The following is a 22,336-nucleotide window of genomic DNA, read 5'->3' on the forward strand; positions in this document are numbered from 1 at the left end:
AAGAGGATGGGGAATGCAGCTGCTCAACATTATTGGAGCTGGAAAACTGGGACGTACGCTGGGTCGCCTGGCGGCGCAAAGCGGCCAGTACCGGGTACAGGACTGCGTGGCCCGCAGCGCGGTATCGGCGCAGGCTGCGGTGGATTTTATCGGCGCAGGCCGGGCATGCAGCCAGCTGGCACAGGTGCGGCCAGCAGCGCTGACCTTGCTGTCCGTGCCGGACGATGCCATTGCCGCCACGGCGCAGGCACTGGCCGATAGTGGGCGGGTGCAGCCCGGTGCGGTGGTGTTTCATGCCAGCGGCGCGGCAGAGGCGGAAATACTGGCCCCCTTGCGTGCAGTGGGGGCGCATGTGGCCAGCCTGCATCCGGCGTTTTCCTTTGCCGACCCGGCACGGGCAGTGACGCAATTTGCCGCTACCTTGTGCGCGCTGGAAGGCGATGCGGCAGCGCTACCGCAGTTGCAGGACTTTGCCGCGGCCATTGGCGCACGGCCGTTTGCGCTGGCACCGGGTGGCAAGGCGGCCTATCACGCGGCTTTGTCGGTAGCCTCCAACTATCTGGTCACGCTGACCGATATCGCCCGTCAGCTGGCACGGCAGGGTGGTGTGGATGAGGCGCTGTTGTCCGCCTTGCTCGGGCCGTTGATGCAGGGCAGTCTGGCCAATGCGCTGAGCATGGGGCCGCAGCAGGCGCTGACCGGGCCCATCGTGCGTGGCGATGCTGCGACGGTAGCGCGTCATCTGGCGGTATTGCCGCTGGAGTTGCAGCCCGCCTATCGGGTGCTGGGCGAGCGTACGGTGGCACTGGCGGGGGCGCGTCTGCCTGAGAAGGCGCGGCAGACGCTGCTGGCCTTATTGCGCGACTGAATCGGCTTCTGGCGCTCCCACCTTGAATACCTGGCGCAGATAGGCAAGGAAGGTGGCATCGCTGCACATGGTCTTGCCTGGGCTGTCGGATAGCTTGGCCACCGGCTGGCCATTGCAGCTCACCAGTTTCAGCACGATTTGCAGCGGCTCCAGCCCCATGTCATTGGTGAAGTGGGTGCCAATACCAAAGCTCACCTGAATGTGCGGGCTGTAGCGGCGGTGCAGTTCCAGTGCCTTGTCCACGCTCAGGCCGTCGCTGAAGGTGAGCATCTTGGTGGCCGGGTCGATGCGCAGTTTGCGGTAATGGGCAATTGCCTTGTCCGCCCATTCCACCGGGTCGCCACTGTCGTGACGCAGGCCGTCGAACAGCTTGGCAAAGTACAAGTCGAAATCCGCCAGAAAGGCATCCATGCACACCACGTCGGTGAGGGCGATGCCCAGGTCGCCGCGGTATTCCTGCACCCAGGCCTCCAGGGCTGCGTTCTGAAAATCACGCAGCCGCACGCCCAATGCCTGGAAGGCCTGGAAGAACTCATGCGCCATGGTGCCGATGGGGGTGATGCCCAGCTTCCACGCCAGCCAGACATTGCTGGTGCCACGGAAAATCTTGGGCAGGGCGGCATTGAGCTGCTCCACAACTTGCTGCTGCCATTCACGGCTGAAGCGTCGACGGGTGCCGAAGTCGGAAATCAGCAGCGGAAAGCGCTGGCTGGCGCTTTCTTCCGCCTCGAAGCGCAGCAGGGTGGCAATTTTCTCATCCAGCCGGCGCTGGCCTTCCTCGCGTACCTGCGGCGTGTCCAGACGGCGGAAGTACAGCTCGTTGACGATGGCCAGCACGAAAATCTCGAAGAACATCGCCTGCACCAGCGGGCCTTCGATATGGATGTTCAGCGCATCGCCATCGCATTCCACCCGGATGAAGCGGCGCTGCAGGTGGAACAGTTCCAGATAATCGACAAAATCACTCTTGATGAAGCGCAAGCTGCGCAGATAGGCCAGCTCCGGCTGGGTGAACTGTAGCTGGCACAGCCAGTCCAGTTGGGCTTCCAGCTCCTTGTGCAATTGTGACAGCGGGTAATCCGGCTGGTTACGGCAGCGGAAAGCATACTGCCCGTAAGCTGCCGGAAACTGATGCAGGATGGCCTGAAGCATGGTGAATTTGTACAGGTCGGTATCCAGCAGGGAATGGATCAGCGGCGGCAGCTTGGGCATGGTGTGGGCTTTCAGGCAGCGTGCAGGATGAAAATGGCCGGGCGTTTGTGGAAGTCCGGCGCGTCTTGCGGCCAGTCCTTCACCAGGCGGCTGACGATGGTTTCTGTCGGCAGGGTCAGGTCGCAAGCCACCGCCAGCCGTGTAGCGGGGGCCAGTGTCTCACGCAATTGCTGCAGCAGCGCATTGTTGCGGTAGGGTGTTTCGATGAACACCTGGGTTTCGTTGCGCTGGCGCGAGCGTTGTTCCAGCTCCTTCACTACTTTGGCCTTTTCAGCCGCATCCACCGGCAGGTAGCCGTGGAAGGCAAAGCACTGGCCATTGGCCCCGGAGGCCATCAGCGCCAGCAAAATGGAAGAAGGGCCGATCAGCGGTGCCACGCGGATGCCGCGCTCGTGCGCCAGTGCCACCAGCTGTGCGCCGGGGTCGGCTACCGCCGGGCAGCCTGCTTCGGAGATCAGGCCCACGTCTTCACCTGCCAGCAGCGGCGCGAGCAGGGCGGTGACATCGGCTGGCTTGGTGTGTTCGTTAAGGGTATTCATTACCAGTTCACGGATGGGCGTGCTGACGCCCAGCGCCTTGAGGTGCTTGCGCGCGGTTTTTTCCGCCTCCACCACAAAGTGGCGGATATGCAGCACCTTGGCCGCTTCGCTGGCAGGCAGCCAGGCAATGCTTTCGTCGCCCAGCGGGGCGGGAATCAGAAACAGGGTGCCGGCCATTACAGAATCTCCACGCCTTCGGCATTCAACATGCTGATGAGTTGGAACAGCGGCACGCCGATCAGGGCGTTCGGGTCGTCCGACTCCACCTTTTCCAGCAGCGCACCGCCCAGGCCTTCGCTCTTGGCGCTACCTGCGCAGTGCAGGGCATCCGGTTCGCGCGTCAGGTAATTGCGGATTTGCTGTTCGGTCAGCTGGCGCAAGGTGACGCGGGTGATGCCCACGGTTTCCTGCAAGCGCCCGCTGGCGGTGTTGTATAGTGCCAACGCCGAATGAAACACCACGGTGCGGCCGCTCATCCACTGCAGCATGGTCACGCCGTTTTCAAACGAGCCGGGTTTGCCGATTTGCTGGCCATCGAGCAGGGCGACCTGGTCGGAGCCGATGATCAGTGCATTCGGGTAGTCGGCCGCCAGCGACTGGGCCTTGGTGCGTGCCAGGCGCACGGCAGTGTCCAGCGCACTTTCACCCGGCAGCGGGGTTTCGTCGCAGACGGGCGGCACGGCGGTGAAGGGCAGCCCGAGGCGGGCGATGATTTCCTGCCGGTAGCGGGAAGTGGAAGCCAGGATGATCTGCATGGTGGTATTGCTTGATTATTTTGACAAATCAGGGAGGCGGATTATATCATGCTGGGTTTATGTCTAACCCGATTTTGATCGACCCGCTCAAGTTCGCCCGTGAGGGCCGCGTTCTGACCGGCAAATTGCCCGTCAGCACCCTGGACGAGCGTGTGCACAGCGACCTGTCCGATACCTCCGGTATGGTGGAATACACCCTGGAAGGTTTTCGCGATGGCTCGTCCCGCCTTTCCCTGCGCCTGCAGGTGAAAGCCAGTGTTGCGGTAAGCTGCCAGCGTTGCCTGGAAGTGATGCCGTTCGAGGTGAGTACCGATTCGGTGCTTACCTTGTTCACCCGGCAGGAAAAGCTGGATGAAGCCTGCGAACTGGACGAAACGCTGGATGCCATTCTCGCGCCGGAAGAGCTTGATGTGGTGGCAATGATCGAAGACGAAATCATCATGGGCTTGCCGCACTCGACGAAACACGACGAATGCGGTTCGGAAGCTCTGACACGTGCCAAGGCTGACAAGCCCAATCCGTTTGCGGTGCTGGCCACGTTGAAGATCTCCAAGTCTTGAGTTATCAATACACGCGATTTTCCTAGGAGTCGAACATGGCTGTTCAACAGAACAAAAAGTCCCCGTCCAAGCGCGGCATGCATCGTGCCCACGATTTTCTGACCGCTCCGTCGCTGGCCAAAGAGCCGACGACCGGTGAAACCCACCTGCGTCACCACATCAGCCCGAACGGCTTCTACCGTGGTCGCAAGGTTGTTGCCACCAAAGGCGAATAATTCGTCCTTTCTCACCCAATACTTACCGTTTGTATAAAAACAGGTAGGTTTCACTACCGTACACGTTGATGACTATCACCGTCGCGGTTGATGCAATGGGCGGTGACGTTGGCCTCAAGGTCACCGTCCCAGCATCGATCCAATTCCTGCAAGACCATCCCAACACCAATCTGATTCTTGTCGGAGACCAGGCAGCCATCGAGGCTGAATTGTCCCGTCATCCGGGTGTTGCGCGTTCGTGCGTCCGTATCCAGCACGCCACCCAGGTGGTAGGCATGGACGAGTCGCCGCAGCTCGCCCTGAAGAACAAGAAAGATTCGTCCATGCGGGTGGCAATCAATCTGGTGAAGGAAGGCGAGGCGCAAGCCGCCGTGTCTGCCGGCAATACCGGCGCACTGATGGCAACCGCACGCTTTGTCCTCAAAACCATTCCGGGCATCGAACGACCGGCCATCGCCAAGATGATGCCGTCCGTCAAGGGCAGCACCTGCATGCTGGACCTGGGCGCCAACGTCGATTGCACGCCAGAACAACTCATGCAGTTCGGCATCATGGGTTCGGAGCTGGTTTCCAGCATTACCGGCAATGCCAATCCGCGCGTCGGACTGCTCAATATCGGTTCGGAGGACATCAAGGGTAACGACAGCGTCAAGCGCGCCGGCGAATACCTGCGTCAGTCCGAGCTGAACTTCATCGGTAATGTCGAAGGCAACGACGTCTACAAAGGCACGGTAGATGTGGTAGTCTGCGACGGTTTTACTGGAAATGTGGCGCTCAAGTCGGCTGAGGGGCTGGCGCACATGATTTCTTCTTTCCTGCGGCAGGAATTCACCCGCAACTGGTGGACCCGCCTGTGTGCGCTGGCAGCCATGCCGGTGCTCAATCAGTTCCGCAAACGTGTCGACCCCCGTCGTTACAACGGTGCCAGCTTGCTGGGCCTGCGTGGCATCGTGGTGAAAAGTCACGGTGGAACCGATGCCGTTGGATTCCGTTTCGCGCTGGAACAGGCTTGCGAGGAAGCCGGCTCCGACGTGATTGGTCATATCACCGACCGGGTTGCACACCAATTAAACAATCTCAAGCAAGCCGAGCCGGAAGCGAACTGATTAATACATGGCCCATTCCCGCATTCTAGGCACTGGCAGCTATCTGCCATCCAATGTGCTCACGAATGCGATGCTGGCCGAGCGCGTGGAAACCAGTGACGAGTGGATTGTCTCGCGCACTGGCATCCATGCCCGCCACATCGTGTCCGATGAAGAAACCACCAGCGATCTGGCGCTGAAGGCAGCAGAAGCTGCCATCCAGAGCGCTGGCATCGACAAGACCGAGATCGATCTGATCATCGTCGCCACCACCACGCCTGACATGATTTTCCCCAGCACCGCCTGCCTGTTGCAGGAAAAGCTGGGTATTCATGGCTGTGCCGCATTCGATGTGCAGGCGGTTTGCGCAGGCTTCATGTTTGCCCTCACCACCGCGCACAACTACATCAAGGGCGGCATGGCCAGCAAGGTGCTGGTTGTCGGCGCCGAAGTGATGTCGCGCGTGATGGACTGGGAAGACCGCCGCACCTGCGTGCTGTTTGGTGACGGTGCCGGTGCCGTGGTACTGGGTGCCTCGGAAGAACCGGGCATCCTGCATGCCAAGCTTGCCTCCGATGGCCGCTACAAGGACATCCTGAATACCCCGGCACAGATTTCCGGCGGCAAGATCCAGGGCATCCCCTTCTTGCACATGGACGGCCCGGCGGTGTTCAAGTTTGCCGTCAAGGCACTGTCCGACATCGCCTGCACCACGCTGGCCGAAGCCGGTGTCGACAAGACGCAAGTCGACTGGCTGGTGCCGCATCAGGCCAATTTGCGCATTATCGAATCCACGGCCAAGCATCTGGGCATGTCGATGGAGCGGGTGATCGTGACATTGCCGCAACAGGGCAATACCTCGGCTGCCTCCATTCCGCTGGCGCTGGACCATGCAGTGCGTGATGGCCGCATCCAGCGCGGTCAGACCATCCTGCTGGAAGGCATTGGCGGTGGTTTCGCCTGGGGTGCCGTGCTGCTGAAGTACTGATTCTTCGCGACGGAAGCATCGCTGGTTTCATGCCGTGCCCTGCCTGAGATAACGCCCATTTTCATGGGCGTTTGATCTGACTGCTTGGCAGCAAGGTCTGATTGCCTCATCCTTCCGTCGATTATTATTCCGTCGAAATTGCGGAGACTGTCTATGGCGTTTGCCTTTCTCTTTCCCGGTCAGGGCTCGCAAAGCCTGAAAATGATGGACGGCTTTGCCGACCTGCCGGTGGTGAAACACACCTTCGAAGAAGCCTCCACCGCGCTGGGCGTGGACCTGTGGGCCATGCTGCAGGCTGACAGTGCCGAGGCCATCAATGCCACCGTCAACACCCAGCCCATCATGCTGGCTGCCGGTGTGGCGACTTACCTTGCCTGGCAGGATGTCAGCGGTCTGCAACCTTCTGTTGTGGCCGGTCACAGCCTGGGTGAATACACCGCCCTGGTTGCCGCCGGTGCGCTGCCGTTTGCCGAAGCGGTAAAACTGGTACGCCTGCGTGCCGAAGCCATGCAGAACGCCGTACCGGCCGGTCAGGGTGCCATGGCGGCCATCCTGAACCTGTCGGACGATGACGTGCGCGCTGCCTGTGCCGAAGCGGCCAATGGCGAAGTGGTGGAAGCCGTCAATTTCAACTCCCCCGGTCAGGTGGTGATTGCCGGTAGCAAGGCCGCTGTCGAGCGCGCCATGGAAGCCTGCAAGGCCCGCGGTGCCAAGCGTGCGCTGCCGCTGCCGGTATCGGTGCCTTCGCACTGTGCGCTGATGAAGCCGGCCGGCATGCAGCTGGCCGAGGCCCTGCTGCAAGTACACATCAATACCCCGGCCATTCCGGTGCTGCACAATGCCGACGTGGCCAGCTACAGCGATGCGGCCGATATCCGCGATGCGCTGGTGCGCCAGCTGTACAGCCCGGTGCGCTGGACCGAAACCATCCAGAAGCTGGCAGCCGACGGCATCGTCAGCATGGCCGAGTGCGGCCCTGGCAAGGTGCTGGCTGGTCTGGCCAAGCGTATCGACGGCAACGTCAAGTGCCTGGCACTGACCGATGCTGCCGCGCTGCAAGCGGCCAAGGCCGAACTGCAATGATATTCAGCCACCAGCCCGTGTTGCATGCGGCTGATGGCTGGTGAAGTACACAACAAGGAGACATCCTCAATGAGTCTGCAAGGCAAAGTAGCCCTGGTTACCGGCGCTTCGCGTGGCATTGGCGCAGCCATTGCCGATGCGCTGCAAGCCGAGGGCGCCATTGTCATTGGTACCGCGACTTCCGAGTCCGGTGCTGCTGCCATCCATGAGCGTCTGGCTGCCAACGGCGGTACCGGTCGCGTGCTCAACGTGACGGAAGACGGTGCCATTGAAGCGCTGGTTGACGCCATCGACAAGGAATTCGGCGCGGTGGCCATCCTGGTCAACAATGCCGGCATTACCCGCGACGGCCTGCTGATGCGCATGAAGGACGACGACTGGGATGCCATCATGGATACCAACCTGAAGTCGGTGTTCAAGGCATCCAAGGCGGTACTGCGCGGCATGATGAAGGCCCGCTGGGGCCGTATCATCAACATTGCTTCGGTGGTCGGTGCAACCGGCAACCCCGGTCAGACCAACTACGCAGCGGCCAAAGCCGGTATCATGGGCTTCACCAAGTCCATGGCACGTGAGGTTGGCAGTCGCAATATCACGGTAAACTGTGTGGCACCGGGTTTTATCGATACCGACATGACCCGTGCACTGCCGGAAGAACAGCGCACCGCGCTGGTGGGCCAGATTTCCCTGGGCCGCCTGGGCGATGCCAAGGATATTGCTGATGCAACCGCCTTCCTGGCATCGGACCGTGCGGCCTATATCACCGGCCAAACACTGCATGTCAATGGCGGCATGTTCATGCCTTAACCGGTCCTGTCGAACAAAAGACAAGATTTAGGTGGGCTGCTCTAATTTTTTTTTGTAGAATACACGGGTTTTGTGATCCCGAATCAGAAAGGTCAAGGGTTTAGACAAATGGAAAACATCGAAGCGCGCGTTAAAAAGATCGTTGCCGAACAACTGGGCGTGAACGAAGCTGAAGTCAAGATCGAATCGTCCTTCGTTGATGATCTGGGCGCTGACTCCCTCGACACCGTTGAGCTGGTAATGGCTCTGGAAGAAGAGTTCGAGTGCGAAATCCCGGACGAAGAAGCTGAAAAGATCACCACTGTTCAGCAAGCCGTTGATTACGTTACCGCCCACCTGAACAAGTAATACTTTCAGGCCTGTACAGGACCTCTGCGCGGTGTGGCCTTGGCTCGCCTGCAGAGGTTCTTTTGTTATAGAGGGTTCCAAACGTCCGTTTGACTGTCATCAACTTCACACGGAAGTTGTGGGATCATCGGGAGACTGCCTCCCCTCTACTCACGGAGATTCTTCGTGTCCAAACGCAGAGTTGTAGTAACCGGTCTGGGACATATTTCCCCGGTCGGCAATGATGTTGCCACTGGCTGGGCCAATCTGTTGGCCGGCAAGAGCGGCATTGGCAAAGTGACCCGTTTTGATGCCAGCGACCTGAATTGCCAGATCGCCGGCGAGGTCAAGGACTTCGACATCAGCGCGTATATTTCCCCCAAGGAAGCGCGTCGTTCCGACCTGTTCATCCACTACGGCATTGCAGCAGCGCTGCAGGCCGTGGCTGATGCCGGCCTGGACGATGTGGCTGATCTGGACAAGACCCGCGTTGGCGTCAACATCGGTTCCGGTATCGGCGGTCTGCCGCTGATCGAGGAAACCGGCGTGGCCGTACAGGAAAACGGCATCCGCAAGATCGGTCCTTTCTTCATCCCCGGTTCGCTGATCAACCTGATCGCCGGCCACGTGTCCATCCTGAAGGGCTACCAGGGCCCGTCGTATGGCATCGTGTCTGCCTGCACCACCGGTGCGCATTGCATCGGCGATGCAGCCCGGATGATTCAGTATGGCGATGCCGACGTGATGGTGGCCGGTGGTGCCGAAGGTGCCATTTCCAAGCTGGGCATGGGCGGTTTTGCCGCCATGAAGGCGCTGTCCACCCGCAATGACGATCCGGAAACCGCGTCCCGTCCGTGGGACAAGGGCCGTGACGGCTTTGTGATGGGCGAAGGCGCCGGTGTGCTGGTGCTGGAAGAATACGAGCACGCGGTCAAGCGCGGCGCGCGTATCTATGCCGAGCTGATCGGTTTTGGCATGAGTTCCGATGCCCACCACATTACCGCTCCGAATGCGGATGGCCCGGCCCGCGGCGTGCAGAACGCACTGCGCGATGCCCGGATCAACCCGGATCAGGTGCAGTATGTGAATGCGCACGGCACTTCCACCCCGCTGGGTGATGCCAACGAAACCAGCGCGCTGAAGATTGCCTTTGGCGATCACGCCAAGAAGCTGGTGGTGAACTCCACCAAGTCGATGACCGGCCACTTGCTGGGCGGTGCTGGCGGCGTGGAAGCCATCTACTCCATCCTGGCGCTGTACAACCAGGTATCACCGCCCACCATCAACCTGCACGAGCAGGATGTGGAAGCCGGTTGCGATCTGGACTACGTGGCCAATACCGCCCGTGACATGAAGATCGACATCGCCATTTCCAACTCGTTTGGTTTTGGTGGTACCAACGGTACCCTGGTGTTCAAGCGCATGTAATGGCCGACGCGTGTTGCGGTGCTGCTGCGCCGCAACGCGAAAACGCATTGACAGCCCGAACCGCTGCGATACACTCGCGGCGGTTTTCTTTTTTTGCGGCGCGCCCCATGCCGCTGTGTGGAACAGGCATGTTTACCGAACGACTCGACTTCCTTCCCGACCTGCTGGCCCTGCATGCCGCCCATCGTGCGGAATTTCCCTTCCTGCTGATGTCCTCCGGCGATCAGGGCTGGGACATGCTGTTTGCCGCAGAAAGCACCACCCTGTATCACGGCGGGGAAGGGGAGGCTTTTGTCGAGGCCTTGCGCGGTTTCCAGCCGCAGGGGGTGGATAACCCGCACGGCCTGCCCTTTGTTGGCGGCTATTTCCTCTACCTGGGCTATGACTTGCTGTCGCAGTTTGAAGCCAAGGTGGACGAGGCACTGCCGGACAGCTTTCCGCTGGCGGCCATGGCGCGGGTTCCGGCTGCATTGTTGATCAACCGGCGCGAGCAAAGCGCCTGGCTGGTGGCCGAAACCGCCAGCCAGCTACAGCGCCTGCAACAGCTGGTACACGGCATTGGGCCATTCAACCCGCATCCGGTCAGCTTGCTATCGCTGCAGGAAGACCCGCCGCAGTGGTATACCGATGCCGTGCTGCGGCTGAAGCAATACATCTATGAAGGGGATGTGTTCCAGGTGAACATCTCGCGCGGCTGGCGCGCCGAACTGGGGGCCGACGTTGCCGCGCCGGACCTGTTTGCCGCGCTGCGCCGTGCCAATCCCGCGCCGTTTTCTGCGCTGGCGGATTTTGGTCAGGCGCAGATTGTCAGCTCCTCGCCCGAGCGCCTGGTGCGGGTGCGCGATGGCTGGGCCGACACCCGCCCGATCGCCGGCACCCATCCGCGCTCGCTGGACCCGACCGAAGATGCCGCCCTCAAGCAGCGGCTGATTTCCAGCATCAAGGAGCGCGCCGAGCACGTGATGCTGATCGACCTGGAACGCAACGACCTGGGGCGTATCAGCCAGCCCGGCACAGTGGAAGTAAACGAACTGATGGCGGTGGAAAGCTATGCCTACGTCCACCATATCGAATCCAATATCCGTGGGCGTTTGCGTGAGGAAATCACCCCCGCCGACACCATCCGCGCACTGTTCCCCGGCGGTACCATCACCGGCTGCCCCAAGGTGCGCACCATGCAGATCATCCGCGAGCTGGAAAACAGCGCACGTCGTGCCTATACCGGCAGCCTGGGCTATCTCAACCGTGATGGCAGCATGGACCTGAATATCCTGATCCGCACTTTCATGCAGGAAGGGCAGCAGCTGCGCTTCCGTGCCGGTGGCGGCATCGTGGCGGATTCGGACCCGGAACGCGAATTGCAGGAAACCCGCCACAAGGCACGCGGCCTGCTGCGTGCGCTAGGGGTGGAGCAAGCCTGATGGCCATGCTGATCAACGGCCAGCCGGGCGAGCAGGTTTCCGCACTGGATCGTGGCCTGGCCTATGGCGACGGCATCTATCGCACCATCGAAATCCGTGCTGGCCAGCCCCGTTTGTGGGCCTGGCAATACCGGCGGCTGGTGGCGGATGCCCGCCGTTTGAAGCTGCCGGTGCCAGATGCAGCCCTGCTACTGGATGAGATCGGCCAACTGGCAGGCGGCCTGGAGCAAGGGGTGGCCAAGATTGTGCTCACCCGTGGTGTGGGTGCGCGTGGCTATGCCATGCCTGCCGATGTTCAGCCTACCCGCATGGTGTCCGTCACCGCCTGGGCCGGCTATCCGCCCGAGCGTGCCCGTGACGGGGTGCATGTACGCTGGTGTGACACCCGGCTGGCCTGTCAGCCACTACTTGCCGGTATCAAGCACCTGAACCGGTTGGAAAACGTGCTGGCCCGCTCGGAATGGTCTGACCCGGACATTCACGAAGGCCTGATGCTGGACACGCGCGGCCTGCTGGTGGAAGCCACCATGAGCAATGTTTATCTGGTGACCGGGCAGCAAATCATCACCCCGAAACTGGATCAGAGCGGTGTGCAAGGCATGCTGCGCGACTGGCTGTTTGCCCATGCCCCGCAACTGGGTTACCCCTTGGTCGAGGCTGAAATCCTGCCCGCGCAATTGCAGGCTGCCGATGCGGTATTCCTGTCCAATAGTCTGATCGGCCTGTGGCCGGTGGCCAGTATCGACGGCCAGAGCCTGTCGCACGCTCATCCCTGCTGTGCACAGCTGCAGGCCTTGCTGGCAGCTGAGAACTGATTACTGTCGCCAAGTCCCCATCTCCGCCTGCTGTATTCGCTTAGATAAAATTTGCATAAGGTTTGCTGATTAAATTATTTCTGGCGCTAAATAGTGCTCGCTATAGTGGCAGCCACGATGAAGGGAGCGGTTTCCCTTCCGTGTTCCGGCCTGCATCCGCGATGCGCCAAGGAGAATCAGCATGGTGGCAGCCAGCCTGCTGGAACAGCTTGCCTGTCAACAGCCCGCCGCACTGGCACCCATCGAACACGACCTGGCTTTCATCAACCAGCTGCTGAACGCACACCAGTTCGAACAATTCCCCCTCAGCCTGCAAGCCGGACGGGTGCGTGGCCGCCACGAAGAATGGCGCTTCCGCTCGGTATTCCAGCCGGTGTATGCGCTGGAGGCCGATGGCGCTACGCGCCTGTGGTCAGTGGAGGCACTGGCGCGGGTGACCGACAGCTTTGGTGGCCAGCTGATTCCCACCGTATTGTTTGCTGCCGAAACCTCACCGCGCCGCTCGGTGTTTCTCGACCGTCAGCTGCGCTGTCTGCACCTGCTCAATTTCCTGCTGCAACACCCGGGGCCGGAGCTGATCCTGTCGCTCAATGTGAATGGCCAGCATCTGGTGAATGTCAGCGAGGCGCACGGCCAGTTTTTTGCCGAAGTGCTGCAACAGCTGAATATCCCGGCCAGCCGCATCTGTCTGGAAGTGGTGGAAGACGCCGTCAGCGATCCGCTGCGCCTGCTGGAAGCCGTGCAGCGCTATCGCAGCCTGGGTTTCCGTATTGCGCTGGACGACTTTGGCCAGGGTGCATCCAATCTGGAGCGCGTCTGGTTGCTGGAGCCGGATTACGTCAAGCTGGACAAGGTGCTGATGCGCCATGCGCTGATGCGCCCCAGCGTGCGCGACAAGCTGGCCAAACTGGTAGACATCCTGCACCTGCACGGTGCGCAGGTGGTAGGTGAGGGGATAGAAAGCGCGATGCAGCTGGATATCGCCCGCGCTGCCGGCTGTGATTTCGTGCAGGGCTTCCATCTGGCGCGCCCGGCAGAGTTGCTCGGTCTGCCGGCCTGAACCTCCAGCTGGCGGCGTCATGCCGCACGCTTACCCTTCCAGCGGGACAAACCACTCCATGTGACGTGCGCTCCCCAGGCTCTCCAGCCCGTGATCGTGCAGCGCCTGCTGCAATTGCAGCAAGAAGGCCTGCTCATCCGCAATGCCGCGATACACTTCCATCCAGGTTTGCTGTGCCTGCTGTGCGTTGTCATCCTGCCGTCGCATCAGGCTGACTTCCACGCCCTGCTGCGCCAGTGCGGCCTGCATCTGCCGCAGCAGGGGCAGCCAAGCCGGCCCGTCGGTGGCGGCAATCTTGTAATACACATACAGCTCGCTGGTCATGCTGGGCTTTCCTTCCTGAGGCATGCAGGCTTTGCAGTCGCGCAAAATCGCTTATCATAGACCACTTCGCCCACGCTAGTGGGCATCTGGCAAACCAGGTGACAGTGCAGGAAAGGGGAGTGGTGTGCAGCAGGGTATTACCACCTTGGTGGTGGTTGGCGTCGGTTTGATTGGTGGCTCGTTTGCCTTGTCGCTCAAACGCGCAGGCAAGGTGCAACACGTCATCGGCGTTGGTCGCACACTGGAAAACCTCACCCGTGCGCTGGAACTGGGCGTGGTGGATGAAATCAGCCAGGACCTGGCCGCCGTGGCCAGCCGGGCCGATATGGTATTGCTGGCCTGCCCGGTGGGGCAGATGGGCCGCATGATGCAAGCCATGGCCCCCCATTTGCAGCCGCATGCCATCGTGACTGACGCCGGTAGTACCAAGGGCGACGTGGCCCAGCTGTTTGCCCAATACCTGCCGGCGCAGCTGGCTAACTGTGTACCGGCCCACCCCATTGCCGGGTCTGATTTGTCTGGCGCTGCCGCAGCCCAGTACGGCCTGTATGAAAAGCGCAAGGTGGTGCTCACCCCCTTGCCGCAAACCACCATGGCAGCCTGCGATACGGTGGCCGAACTGTGGCAGGCCTGTGGTGCCGTCATTCACCGCATGCGGCCGGAAGAGCACGACAGTGTGTTTGCCACCGTCAGCCATCTGCCACACCTGCTGGCCTTTGCCTATGTCGGCATGGTGGCAGGCAAGCAAGATGCGCGGCGCTGTTTTGATTTTGCCGCCACCGGTTTTCGCGATTTCACCCGCATTGCCGGCAGCCATCCGGAAATGTGGAAAGACATCACCATGGCCAATCGCAGCGCCTTGCTGGACGAACTGGAACGCTACCGCCAGGCGCTGGCCGACCTGACTGCCCAGGTAGAAGCGGCCGACGCCGACGCCCTGGCGCAGACATTTGAAACCGCCCGTGCCGCGCGTGTGGGCTGGTATCAGCGCTTCCTGCGCGAAGGACAAAGCTGACATGGCGCGCACCCTGCTGATTACCGGTGCCTCCCGCGGCATTGGCGCGGCCACGGCCTTGCAGGCCGCTGCCGCCGGGTGGCAGGTGGCGGTGAACTACCGGCAGGATACCGCTGGCGCTGCACAGGTGGTGGCCAGCATTCAGGCGGCCGGAGGTGTGGCACAGGCTTTTCAGGCCGATGTGGCTGAGGAAGCGGACATCATCCGGCTGTTTGACGCTGTGGTTCAGCATTTTGGTGCGGTACACGGACTGGTCAACAATGCCGGCAGTACCGCGCCCATGGGCCGCTTGCAGGACTTCAGCGCCGCACGCATCCAGCACATGCTGCAACTGAATGTGGCTGGCCCCATGCTGTGCTGTCGCGAGGCTGTACGCCGCATGTCCACCGCCACTGGCGGGCAGGGCGGGGTCATCGTCAATGTTTCCTCCGCCGCCTCCCGGCTGGGGAGCGCTGGCGAATATGTCGATTACGCCGCCTGCAAGGGAGCCATCGACACCCTTACCCTTGGCTTGGCCCGCGAAGTGGCCACCGAGGGCATTCGCGTCAACGCGGTCCGCCCCGGACTGATAGCAACCGGCATCCATGCCATCAGCGGTGAGCCCGGCCGGGTGGCCAGACTGGCACCGGGGGTGCCCATGCAGCGTGGTGGATTGCCCGAGGAAGTAGCCGCCGCCATTGTGTGGCTGCTGTCCGATGCTGCCAGTTTTTGCACCGGCAGCATCCTGGATGTCTCCGGCGGGCGTTAGTCCGCGGCCTTGGCCGTTGACTGAGCCTGGGAGCCCGGTAACACAAACACCCGTTCCGGCAAGCTGAACTGGCGCAGCCTGAGCAAGGCCAGCGGGCCATCTGCCGCGCTGGTGCGCAGGATATAGCGCGCTGTCAGCCCATCGGGCAGGGCAAAGTCCAGCTGATAACGTGCCTTGTCCAGTTGCTCCACCTTGGCCTGCTCCAGCAGACGGATAAACGCCCAGCGCCCGTTGAATGCCAGCGTTTGTCGGCTACCGGTCTTCAGCGATTCCCACACCAGTTGACTGCCCGGCTGCTGGGCATGGCCCGGCCAGCGCAATGCGCTCCAGCTGGCTTGCTGGTTGAAATAACTCACGGTTTGCCCATCCACCGTCAATTCGGTGCGGACCAGGCCGGGCATCGCCACCGGCTGCAGTTCAAAGCTGTAAGCAGCGTCCCCTTCGGTAAACCAGCGGCTGGCCAGCCGACTGAGGCTGTTGACGGCATTGAGGAAGGCAGCATCAAACGGTGCAGCATTGGCCAGATTGGGGCTGGGCAGCCATTGGTCACCTTCCTGCACCAGCGCACCGCCCAGGGTTTGCTGCAAGAAGCGGGCTATTTCGCCCTGTTGCGGGGCCAGATAGCGGCCAAGGGCCGGAATGGCGGCATCGTTGTCGGTACTGTTGAAGGGATAACGTCCGCTCATCTCGCTGCCCCAGGGCAGTACGATGCTGCGCCGCCACAGCGCATTGATGTCCGCCGCCGCAGGCAACAGCACCACGGCACCGGCCTCATCCAGCGGGCTGACAAAGGCTTGTTGAGCAAACCCCGCCCATTCCTGGCCCAGGCTGGCGGCCAGCAGCGCGGCGTATTTCTGCCCGTCGCTGATTTCATTCTGCCGTCCTTGAAACAGCGCCTGGGCCAGTTGGCGGGCTGCCGCATCCGGATTGGGGCTGGCGGCCAGTTGTTGCAGTTTCAGCCGTACTGCGGTGAGGGTTTCCAGATAGCGGGTCAGGCTGACGCTGCTGGCCGGTGCGCTATTGCCCGTGTTATTGCCATCTGGCGGAACGCTGAGTGCCAGCAAGGGGCCAAAGGCGGCGCTCAGCGGGTCGGTTGCAGCCTGCGGCTCGTTTGCTGCATTCTTGCCCACCAGCTGGCGGGTTTTATCCAGCAGATTGCTGGCCAGTGACTTCTCTGCCGCCCCGGCGCGGCCCTGATATTGCAACATCGCCATCAAGGCTTGCAGCGGCGAGCGTTGCGGGTCGGCATAGGCATTCAACTGTTCGCTGGCGGCGGCCAGCGATGTGGTGTTCTGCAAGTGCAGCCGGTTAAGAAAGGCCTGCCAGGCGGCAGCATAATCGGCAAAGTAGCGCTGGCGCAGCCGTTGCGCCAGCACCGGCCCCTCGCTCTTGCTGCTGGCAACGCCTAATACCCAGCCCGCCTCGCTACCCTGTTTGGGGTCGGCCTGCTCAAACGCCTCCTTCAAATATCCTTCCCAGGCTTCGCGGGTATAAATGCCCGCTACGGTGCCGGGCAGGGCAAACAGCCCGCGGCTATCCACCCCCGGCAGCAGGCTGGCGGCACTGCGTGGCGGGTACTTGGCTGCTGCCTGTTTCAGGATGGTTTGGTACAGCGTGGCATCGTCATGCTCGATGCCATTAAGCGATAACAGTGTCTGGCGCGCCGCAGCCACCACGGCAGGGTCGGCAGCCTGCCGCCAGCCTGCCTGGCCTGGCAGGTGCTGGCTGTAAAAGCGCAGCACATCGGCCCGCCTGCCTTGTGCCAGCCCATCCGCCTGCAAGAGTTGCGCGCTCAGGAAGGCAGGCTGCGCCCGTGCCGGCTGGTCCAGCATCAGGTAGGCCTTCAGGCTGTCATAGCCTTGCCGTTGTGCCTGCTGCAGCAAGGCGTTGTCGCTGCTGGTCAAGGGCAGCTCATTCAAGGCCAGTAACACCTGACGCAGATTCTGCCGTGCCGGCTCCACCAGCCAGCGCTGTGCAGCCTTGCCATAGCCATCCAGCAAGGCCTGCTGTACTGCAGGCAGCTGGTTCAGGCCCAAACGCCACCACCACGGCAAGCCCTGACGCTGTGCCTGCTGCAATTGACTGATCTGCTGTTGCACCGCCCCTAGCTTAGGCAGGGCCACGGTCAGCGATGTGGCCTGTTGCAGCGCCTGCTGTTGTTGTTTTGCCTGCTGGATCATCTGGAAATTGTGCTGAAACGACAGCGCCACTCCCAATAGCAGCAAGCCGACCATGGCGGTGACCGCCCAGCCTGCCTTGTCGCTGTGCGACAGGCGGTGTCTGCGTGGCGAAAACTGCTGCCAGGGTCGTGTGGTGGCGGGGAGTAGCGCTGCGTCGTCTGCCACCCAGCCTAGCTGCACCAGCGGCTGCCCCGGCGGTAACTGCTGGCTGATGGCGCGTAGCTGCTGTGCCAAGTGTTTGATGACGTCGGGCTGGTCCAGCGCTGCCGACAGCGCCAGACGCTTGTTGTCCGACGACTGCTTTAACACATCCGCCTGCCCCTCTACGGCCAGCGTCCAGGCCAGCTGCTGCAAGTCGCGGGTGGTGGTTTCCATGTTGCTGGCATCCCGTATCTGACAGACCACCCCACCGGCAGGCACGGCCCAGCCGCTCAGTGCCAGGCACAGCGGCAGCCGCCAGCCACAGCGCTGGTTGAAATCCAGCAACTGTTGCAGCGCCGGGCTGCCCACGTCCGGTAGCGTGGGTGCCACCAGCATCACGCCGTCCAGCGGTGGACGCCAGTGGCCACGCAGGGTACGCAGCTCTGGTGCTGGGACACTATCCGGTACAGGAATGAACAAGGCCGTGTCGCTTTCCTGCCAGCGCTTGGCGGGGCGATCCGCGGCTGTCGGGAGGTCTGCTAGATAATCGATGACGGCAACCCAGGCCTTGCGCCGACGGCTGCTTGTTAGCGTGCCTAGTTGCTGGCGTATCGATAGACTGTCCTCTTGCGGCTGAGCCGTATCGCCCAGCCGACCGGGGTGCTCTGACTGTGCTTGCCGTAGTCGCCAGCCATGCCAGCAATAGGCAAGACCAAGCCCCAGCAACACCGCTACCAGTATGAGCACACTGGCCCATAGCCGATCACTGCCTTGTGCATAAAAACCCGCCAGATACAGGCTCGACATCAGCGCAATGCCCAGCAGCAGCAGGGCAAGTGCGGCGGCGAGCCAGCCATAGCCGGGGGAGGGAACTGTTTGGTGTTGCTCTGACATTCCAGTGATTCCTTGCGTAGCAATGACGATGTGTAACGCGCTTAATCCACCTGCCAGGCAGTACTGGAATGCAGCAAGCGTGGTGGAACCGGACAGTGGCACATCACCAGGTCATTGTTCAGCGCAACGGTGTAGCCATTAAGGCCGCCCACCGAACCACGCGGGCCGTCTGCCACAATGGTTCCCACCTGTCCGCACCGGAAGCATTTGGCCTTGCCCCCGACAAAGCTCAAGCCGATGCCTTCAACAACCGGGCCGTCCGGAATCACATCCAGCACCTCTCCTCCTCCTGTCAGGCTGTCGTGCTGACGAATGGCATAGCGACTCATGTTTGCTCTCCTTGATCAAGTGTTGTAGGCGGCAATACCACGCCCGCCCATGTTTGCTCTGCTTGCTGCAAATGCCAGCCCACGGGCTGACCGCTGAGCTGTGCCCGGTCCAGCGCACTCAGTAGCAGAACCCAGGGTGCCAATGGGCCGACATCGCCCCAGTAGTCCGGCAATTTCAATGGTGTAGCCGCCCATTCGGCCTCTGCTGCGCATGCCACATGCTGTGGCTGCAGCCGGATAAATCCTGGCGCGCGCTCCAGGGAGGCATTGTGTTGGGCGCGGCGTAAATCAGCACTGCCTTCAATTTCAACGGGCCGATACACCATGGCACTGGCAGGCGCGCTGGCTTGCAACAGCAAGGCAAAGCCGGCTTCACATGGCATGGCCGCTGGAGCATCGGGCTGGGTGGAGACTGCCAGCTGCACGCCTGCCAGCAGCACCTGTGTCAATGGCGCAGTCTCGTCGTGCAACTGGTCAATCCACACATCCAGTGCAGCGATATCGGCCAAGGGCCTGGCCTGCTGCGGGCAGCGGATTCCCTGGTTTTGCAGCTCGGCTTGAAACGCCTGCCAACTGGCCGGGCTACCCAGCCATGCCACGGCTTGCGGCTGAGCGGAAACCGGCCAAGCGGCGGCCAAACGGCGGGCCAGTGCACCAGCCAGTTGTGCCGCGCGACCGGCGTTATCGCTGTCGCTTCCGGTCAGGTCCGGAATACGCCATTCCCCAAATGCTTCGGTCGGTGCTGCCTGTGTGGGCGCATCCTGTACCAGTTGCTGGCGATCAGCCTCGGTCAGGCAGGCCGGTCCAAGCAGCACGGAATGCAACACCGCCGCACCTTCCTGCATGCGCCGCTGTTGCCAGTCATGCTGTGCGGCAAGTTTGCGATTCTGCTGCGACACCCGCAGCGTCATCACGCTGAAACCAGCCAATATGCTGGCCAGCAGCGCACACGCCACGGCCAGGCCATAACCCAGCGCATGAGTCCAGAAAGTGAGCGAAGAGACCGACTTGTCCGCAGTCTTGGCGTAATACAGCAGCCCCCAGCCCAGGTTGATGGCCAGACAGAGCAGAAACAGCCCCAGCAGCCACCACCAGCGTGGCAGGACGGGGTAGCGGAATTGCTGCAAGGGGCGCTGGTCATTGCGCATCAATCAACTCCCGATAAGGTGCGGAGGGAAGGCCATTTACGTGAACGCTTTGCGGGCAGGTTTCGCCGCTGCCACACAGGGTGCCGATGGGCAGGGCGTCCGGGGTGGGAGGCGCGGCGGCACGTTGCGCGGCCTGGGCTTTTTGCGCGGCTTGCGCCTTGGGGTCGGGTCGCCCGGTTTCCGGGTCCAGCGCCTTGGCTGCGGCCAGTTCGCGGATACGCTGTTCTGGCGGCAGCGGTGGCGGGACATTGGCTTCAAAGTCACGCAGCCACTGGATCTTGCCATCCCACGGTGGCAGCGGTGCGGGCGGCAAGGGGACGATGCGGTCCAGTTCCGGGACTTTGGGGTTGGCCCACGTGTAGTCGGTCAGGGTATCGCTGATGAGAGTGTACCGGCGTACACGTTCTGCATCCGGTTTAAACCCAAGATCGTGACGGCTCCAAGAGTCGGTACCATCCTTGTAAGGTTCTCCAAAGGCATAGGCCAAATAGTATGGCCCCATTTCATTACCGGCTTTGCTGGCTTGGATAAAAGCCTGTATCGCATCGGCATTGTTTTCGCCTTGTGCATAAACACCATAGGTGATTGCCGCCTTGCCATGGCCTTGCTCGCCAGCGCATTTCAGCATTTGCAGCGCAATTGCAAACGTAACCGGATTAGCAATTGTCATGCGGTAAAACTTATCGCCGATCAGATACTGCGCCTCCGGGCTACCCAGGTCGGCGGCTTTGCGGTAGTAGCGGTTGGCCAGCGCCGGGTCTTGCCTGACGCCATAGCCTGCTTCCAGGTAGCGGCCCATATCGTAATAGCCACCGGGGATGACTCGGCGGATCAGGTCTTCGGTCAGGTCCAGCGTCTCCTTGACCGGGTCTGCGCTCATGGCGGTGCCGCGGCCTATCATCTCGCGCAGATCGAGGTTGGCCTGGTAATGGCCGTAAGCGGTGGCAATGCGGTATAGCCGTTCCATCACCGGGTGGACCATCGGGTCTTGCTGGATGATGTTGTTGCGGCGCAGCCAGCGCGCATGGCGGTAGAGCTGGTCTGCCTCGGGGTCGAGCGCGGGCAAGCGGTCCTTCTCGTAGGCGCAGCTGAAGGCGAGTTGGGTGTTGACGTCGTTGAGGGCGGGCACATTGCGCTCCCCGGCATTGCAGGCTCCCAACGCCAACATCAGTAACAGTGCGGATGACCCCGTCAGGTGGATGGGTTGCTTCATCGCAAATAGCCCACCAGTTGCCACTGCACCGCTTCAGTACGCTGTGCGTAGCCGCGCCAGCGCTGCAACAGCCTGGGGTAGTGCGCACGGTGCGGTGGGAAGATGTCACCCTGCAAGAAGATGCGTACCACCTGGTTGGCGCGCAGGCCCGGATACTGGCCTTGAATGCTGTCCGCTGGAAACTGCACTTGCCAGTGGCCGGTTTGCGGGCAGGTTTCACCGCTGCCACACAGGGTGCCAATGGGCAGGGCGTCCGGGGTGGGAGGCGCAGCGGCGTCTTGGGCGGCACGTTGCGCGGCCTGGGCTTTTTGCGCGGCTTGCGCCTTGGGGTCGGGTCGCCCGGTTTCCGGGTCCAGCGCCTTGGCTGCGGCCAGTTCGCGGATGCGTTGCTCTGATGGCAGTGGTGGCGGGATATTGGCCTCAAAGTCTTTCAGCCACTGGATCTTGCCATCCCACGGTGGTAGCGGCGCAGGCGGCAGGGGGACGATGCTGTCCAGCTCCAGGACTTTGGGGTTGGCCCACGTGTAGTCGGTCAGGGTATCGCTGATGAGGGTGTACCGGCGTACACGTTCTGCATCGGGCTTAAAACCAAGGTCGCGCGAGGCCTCCCACTTGGCTTGATCCCCGGTATAGGGTTGACCAAAGGCATCGGCCAAATAGTATGGCCCCATTTCATCACCCGCTTTGCTGGCTTGGATAAAAGCCTGTATTGCATCGGCATTGTTTTTGGAGCCTTGAGCATGTACGCCATATTCGATGGCGGCCTTGGCATGGCCTTGCTCACCTGCACATTTCATCATCTGCCAGCCAATGGCAAACGGAACCGGGTTGCTGGCTTTCATCCAGGTCAGTTTGTCCCCTACCAGATACTGCGCCTCCGGGCTACCCAGGTCGGCAGCCTTGCGGTAATAGCGGTTGGCCAGCGCCGGGTCTTGCCTGACGCCATAGCCTGCTTCCAGATAGCGGCCCATATCGTAATAGCCACCGGGGATGCCCCGGCGGATCAGGTCTTCGGTCAGGTCCAGCGTCTCCTTGACCGGGTCTGCGCTCATGGCGGTGCCGCGGCCTATCATCTCGCGCAGATCGAGGTTGGCCTGGTAATGGCCGTAAGCGGTGGCAATGCGGTATAGCCGTTCCATCACCGGGTGGACCATCGGGTCTTGCTGGATGATGTTGTTGCG

Annotated in this window: 23 protein-coding genes; 14 read left to right on the forward strand and 9 right to left on the reverse strand. The window is 61.6% G+C overall.

The window, feature by feature from the left end:
- Positions 1-13: 13 nt before the first annotated feature.
- Complete coding sequence (locus ACE3SE_RS07510; RefSeq protein ID WP_374554401.1) at positions 14-868, forward strand: Rossmann-like and DUF2520 domain-containing protein; 855 nt, start codon at positions 14-16, stop codon at positions 866-868.
- Here the strand turns inward: ACE3SE_RS07510 and pncB are convergent.
- The 3 genes from pncB to ACE3SE_RS07525 are packed head-to-tail and all read right to left on the reverse strand — an operon-like array spanning position 854 to position 3,374.
- Positions 854-2,071, reverse strand: coding sequence for a nicotinate phosphoribosyltransferase (pncB, locus tag ACE3SE_RS07515; protein ID WP_374554583.1), 1,218 nt, complete (start codon positions 2,069-2,071; stop codon positions 854-856). The genes ACE3SE_RS07510 and pncB overlap by 15 nt on opposite strands.
- Before the next feature lie 20 nt (positions 2,072-2,091).
- Positions 2,092-2,796, reverse strand: coding sequence for an SAM-dependent methyltransferase (locus tag ACE3SE_RS07520; protein WP_374554402.1), 705 nt, complete (start codon positions 2,794-2,796; stop codon positions 2,092-2,094).
- Positions 2,796-3,374 carry a Maf family protein gene (locus tag ACE3SE_RS07525; protein ID WP_374554403.1) on the reverse strand — a complete coding sequence of 193 codons (579 nt, stop codon included), beginning with the start codon at positions 3,372-3,374 and terminating at the stop codon, positions 2,796-2,798. Before ACE3SE_RS07525 ends, ACE3SE_RS07520 begins: the two co-directional genes overlap by 1 nt.
- A gap of 59 nt (positions 3,375-3,433) precedes the next feature.
- Here ACE3SE_RS07525 and ACE3SE_RS07530 point away from each other — a divergent pair, with 59 nt between their 5' ends.
- From ACE3SE_RS07530 to ACE3SE_RS07580, 11 genes are all read left to right on the forward strand, one after another.
- Complete coding sequence (locus tag ACE3SE_RS07530; RefSeq protein WP_374554404.1) at positions 3,434-3,934, forward strand: YceD family protein; 501 nt, start codon at positions 3,434-3,436, stop codon at positions 3,932-3,934.
- Positions 3,935-3,969: 35 nt separating this feature from the next.
- Positions 3,970-4,149 (forward strand): 50S ribosomal protein L32, encoded by a 180-nt coding sequence (gene rpmF, locus ACE3SE_RS07535; protein ID WP_045846169.1) that lies wholly within the window; start codon positions 3,970-3,972, stop codon positions 4,147-4,149.
- 68 nt (positions 4,150-4,217) lie between these two features.
- On the forward strand, positions 4,218-5,255 hold the full coding sequence (gene plsX, locus ACE3SE_RS07540; protein ID WP_374554405.1) for a phosphate acyltransferase PlsX: 1,038 nt from the start codon (positions 4,218-4,220) through the stop codon (positions 5,253-5,255).
- Between the two features lie 7 nt (positions 5,256-5,262).
- Positions 5,263-6,222: a beta-ketoacyl-ACP synthase III gene (locus ACE3SE_RS07545; protein WP_374554406.1), complete on the forward strand. Its 960-nt coding sequence runs from the start codon at positions 5,263-5,265 to the stop codon at positions 6,220-6,222.
- Positions 6,223-6,375: 153 nt separating this feature from the next.
- Positions 6,376-7,305 carry an ACP S-malonyltransferase gene (gene fabD / locus ACE3SE_RS07550; RefSeq protein ID WP_199104050.1) on the forward strand — a complete coding sequence of 310 codons (930 nt, stop codon included), beginning with the start codon at positions 6,376-6,378 and terminating at the stop codon, positions 7,303-7,305.
- Positions 7,306-7,374: 69 nt separating this feature from the next.
- Complete coding sequence (gene fabG, locus ACE3SE_RS07555) at positions 7,375-8,112, forward strand: 3-oxoacyl-ACP reductase FabG (protein WP_374554407.1); 738 nt, start codon at positions 7,375-7,377, stop codon at positions 8,110-8,112.
- Positions 8,113-8,220: 108 nt separating this feature from the next.
- The gene (gene acpP / locus ACE3SE_RS07560) at positions 8,221-8,460 is read left to right on the forward strand and encodes an acyl carrier protein (protein WP_019103041.1); all 240 of its coding nucleotides are present in this window, start codon (positions 8,221-8,223) and stop codon (positions 8,458-8,460) included.
- 165 nt (positions 8,461-8,625) lie between these two features.
- Positions 8,626-9,867 carry a beta-ketoacyl-ACP synthase II gene (gene fabF, locus ACE3SE_RS07565; RefSeq protein ID WP_045846174.1) on the forward strand — a complete coding sequence of 414 codons (1,242 nt, stop codon included), beginning with the start codon at positions 8,626-8,628 and terminating at the stop codon, positions 9,865-9,867.
- Between the two features lie 128 nt (positions 9,868-9,995).
- Positions 9,996-11,288 carry an aminodeoxychorismate synthase component I gene (locus tag ACE3SE_RS07570; RefSeq protein WP_374554408.1) on the forward strand — a complete coding sequence of 431 codons (1,293 nt, stop codon included), beginning with the start codon at positions 9,996-9,998 and terminating at the stop codon, positions 11,286-11,288.
- Positions 11,288-12,103 carry an aminodeoxychorismate lyase gene (gene pabC / locus ACE3SE_RS07575; RefSeq protein ID WP_374554409.1) on the forward strand — a complete coding sequence of 272 codons (816 nt, stop codon included), beginning with the start codon at positions 11,288-11,290 and terminating at the stop codon, positions 12,101-12,103. The genes ACE3SE_RS07570 and pabC overlap by 1 nt, the downstream gene beginning before the upstream one ends.
- A 181-nt stretch (positions 12,104-12,284) precedes the next feature.
- Complete coding sequence (locus ACE3SE_RS07580; protein WP_374554410.1) at positions 12,285-13,163, forward strand: EAL domain-containing protein; 879 nt, start codon at positions 12,285-12,287, stop codon at positions 13,161-13,163.
- Positions 13,164-13,193: 30 nt separating this feature from the next.
- Here the strand turns inward: ACE3SE_RS07580 and ACE3SE_RS07585 are convergent, their stop codons facing one another.
- Entirely contained in the window at positions 13,194-13,487 is a 294-nt protein-coding gene (locus ACE3SE_RS07585; RefSeq protein WP_374554411.1) for a DUF4936 family protein, read from the reverse strand.
- 124 nt (positions 13,488-13,611) lie between these two features.
- Between ACE3SE_RS07585 and ACE3SE_RS07590 the strand changes: the two genes are divergently transcribed.
- Both ACE3SE_RS07590 and ACE3SE_RS07595 read left to right on the forward strand, forming a co-directional pair.
- The gene (locus ACE3SE_RS07590) at positions 13,612-14,502 is read left to right on the forward strand and encodes a prephenate dehydrogenase (protein WP_062789803.1); all 891 of its coding nucleotides are present in this window, start codon (positions 13,612-13,614) and stop codon (positions 14,500-14,502) included.
- A gap of 1 nt (position 14,503) precedes the next feature.
- Complete coding sequence (locus ACE3SE_RS07595) at positions 14,504-15,250, forward strand: SDR family oxidoreductase (RefSeq protein ID WP_374554412.1); 747 nt, start codon at positions 14,504-14,506, stop codon at positions 15,248-15,250.
- Here the strand turns inward: ACE3SE_RS07595 and ACE3SE_RS07600 are convergent.
- The 5 genes from ACE3SE_RS07600 to ACE3SE_RS07620 all read right to left on the reverse strand — a co-directional run.
- Complete coding sequence (locus ACE3SE_RS07600; RefSeq protein ID WP_374554413.1) at positions 15,247-18,465, reverse strand: ImcF-related family protein; 3,219 nt, start codon at positions 18,463-18,465, stop codon at positions 15,247-15,249. The two genes, ACE3SE_RS07595 and ACE3SE_RS07600, sit on opposite strands and share 4 nt — an antisense overlap.
- A 41-nt stretch (positions 18,466-18,506) precedes the next feature.
- Positions 18,507-18,794 (reverse strand): PAAR domain-containing protein, encoded by a 288-nt coding sequence (locus ACE3SE_RS07605; protein ID WP_131358655.1) that lies wholly within the window; start codon positions 18,792-18,794, stop codon positions 18,507-18,509.
- A complete protein-coding gene (locus ACE3SE_RS07610) occupies positions 18,791-19,942 on the reverse strand; it encodes a hypothetical protein (RefSeq protein ID WP_374554414.1) in 1,152 nt (383 codons plus the stop codon). The genes ACE3SE_RS07605 and ACE3SE_RS07610 overlap by 4 nt, the downstream gene beginning before the upstream one ends.
- Positions 19,932-21,155 carry an SEL1-like repeat protein gene (locus ACE3SE_RS07615; protein WP_374554415.1) on the reverse strand — a complete coding sequence of 408 codons (1,224 nt, stop codon included), beginning with the start codon at positions 21,153-21,155 and terminating at the stop codon, positions 19,932-19,934. The genes ACE3SE_RS07610 and ACE3SE_RS07615 overlap by 11 nt, the downstream gene beginning before the upstream one ends.
- Positions 21,152-22,336: SEL1-like repeat protein (locus ACE3SE_RS07620; RefSeq protein WP_374554416.1), on the reverse strand; the 1,185-nt coding region annotated here is incomplete at its 5' end. The genes ACE3SE_RS07615 and ACE3SE_RS07620, both read right to left, overlap by 4 nt.

The organism is Aquitalea pelogenes, assembly GCF_041914625.1.
Lineage (GTDB): Bacteria > Pseudomonadota > Gammaproteobacteria > Burkholderiales > Chromobacteriaceae > Aquitalea > Aquitalea pelogenes.

What these genes read in the sequence shown, in the direction of transcription:
- ACE3SE_RS07545 (WP_374554406.1), top strand. Translation starts at nt 5,263, where the DNA reads ATGGCCCATTCCCGCATTCTAGGCACTGGCAGCTATCTGCCATCCAAT.
- ACE3SE_RS07580 (WP_374554410.1), top strand. Translation starts at nt 12,285, where the DNA reads ATGGTGGCAGCCAGCCTGCTGGAACAGCTTGCCTGTCAACAGCCCGCC.
- fabG (WP_374554407.1), top strand. Translation starts at nt 7,375, where the DNA reads ATGAGTCTGCAAGGCAAAGTAGCCCTGGTTACCGGCGCTTCGCGTGGC.
- ACE3SE_RS07570 (WP_374554408.1), top strand. Translation starts at nt 9,996, where the DNA reads ATGTTTACCGAACGACTCGACTTCCTTCCCGACCTGCTGGCCCTGCAT.
- plsX (WP_374554405.1), top strand. Translation starts at nt 4,218, where the DNA reads ATGACTATCACCGTCGCGGTTGATGCAATGGGCGGTGACGTTGGCCTC.
- ACE3SE_RS07615 (WP_374554415.1), bottom strand. Translation starts at nt 21,155, where the DNA reads ATGAAGCAACCCATCCACCTGACGGGGTCATCCGCACTGTTACTGATG.
- fabD (WP_199104050.1), top strand. Translation starts at nt 6,376, where the DNA reads ATGGCGTTTGCCTTTCTCTTTCCCGGTCAGGGCTCGCAAAGCCTGAAA.
- ACE3SE_RS07525 (WP_374554403.1), bottom strand. Translation starts at nt 3,374, where the DNA reads ATGCAGATCATCCTGGCTTCCACTTCCCGCTACCGGCAGGAAATCATC.
- rpmF (WP_045846169.1), top strand. Translation starts at nt 3,970, where the DNA reads ATGGCTGTTCAACAGAACAAAAAGTCCCCGTCCAAGCGCGGCATGCAT.
- ACE3SE_RS07610 (WP_374554414.1), bottom strand. Translation starts at nt 19,942, where the DNA reads ATGCGCAATGACCAGCGCCCCTTGCAGCAATTCCGCTACCCCGTCCTG.
- ACE3SE_RS07520 (WP_374554402.1), bottom strand. Translation starts at nt 2,796, where the DNA reads ATGGCCGGCACCCTGTTTCTGATTCCCGCCCCGCTGGGCGACGAAAGC.
- ACE3SE_RS07600 (WP_374554413.1), bottom strand. Translation starts at nt 18,465, where the DNA reads ATGTCAGAGCAACACCAAACAGTTCCCTCCCCCGGCTATGGCTGGCTC.
- ACE3SE_RS07510 (WP_374554401.1), top strand. Translation starts at nt 14, where the DNA reads ATGCAGCTGCTCAACATTATTGGAGCTGGAAAACTGGGACGTACGCTG.
- ACE3SE_RS07585 (WP_374554411.1), bottom strand. Translation starts at nt 13,487, where the DNA reads ATGACCAGCGAGCTGTATGTGTATTACAAGATTGCCGCCACCGACGGG.
- ACE3SE_RS07530 (WP_374554404.1), top strand. Translation starts at nt 3,434, where the DNA reads ATGTCTAACCCGATTTTGATCGACCCGCTCAAGTTCGCCCGTGAGGGC.
- ACE3SE_RS07595 (WP_374554412.1), top strand. Translation starts at nt 14,504, where the DNA reads ATGGCGCGCACCCTGCTGATTACCGGTGCCTCCCGCGGCATTGGCGCG.
- acpP (WP_019103041.1), top strand. Translation starts at nt 8,221, where the DNA reads ATGGAAAACATCGAAGCGCGCGTTAAAAAGATCGTTGCCGAACAACTG.
- pabC (WP_374554409.1), top strand. Translation starts at nt 11,288, where the DNA reads ATGGCCATGCTGATCAACGGCCAGCCGGGCGAGCAGGTTTCCGCACTG.
- ACE3SE_RS07605 (WP_131358655.1), bottom strand. Translation starts at nt 18,794, where the DNA reads ATGAGTCGCTATGCCATTCGTCAGCACGACAGCCTGACAGGAGGAGGA.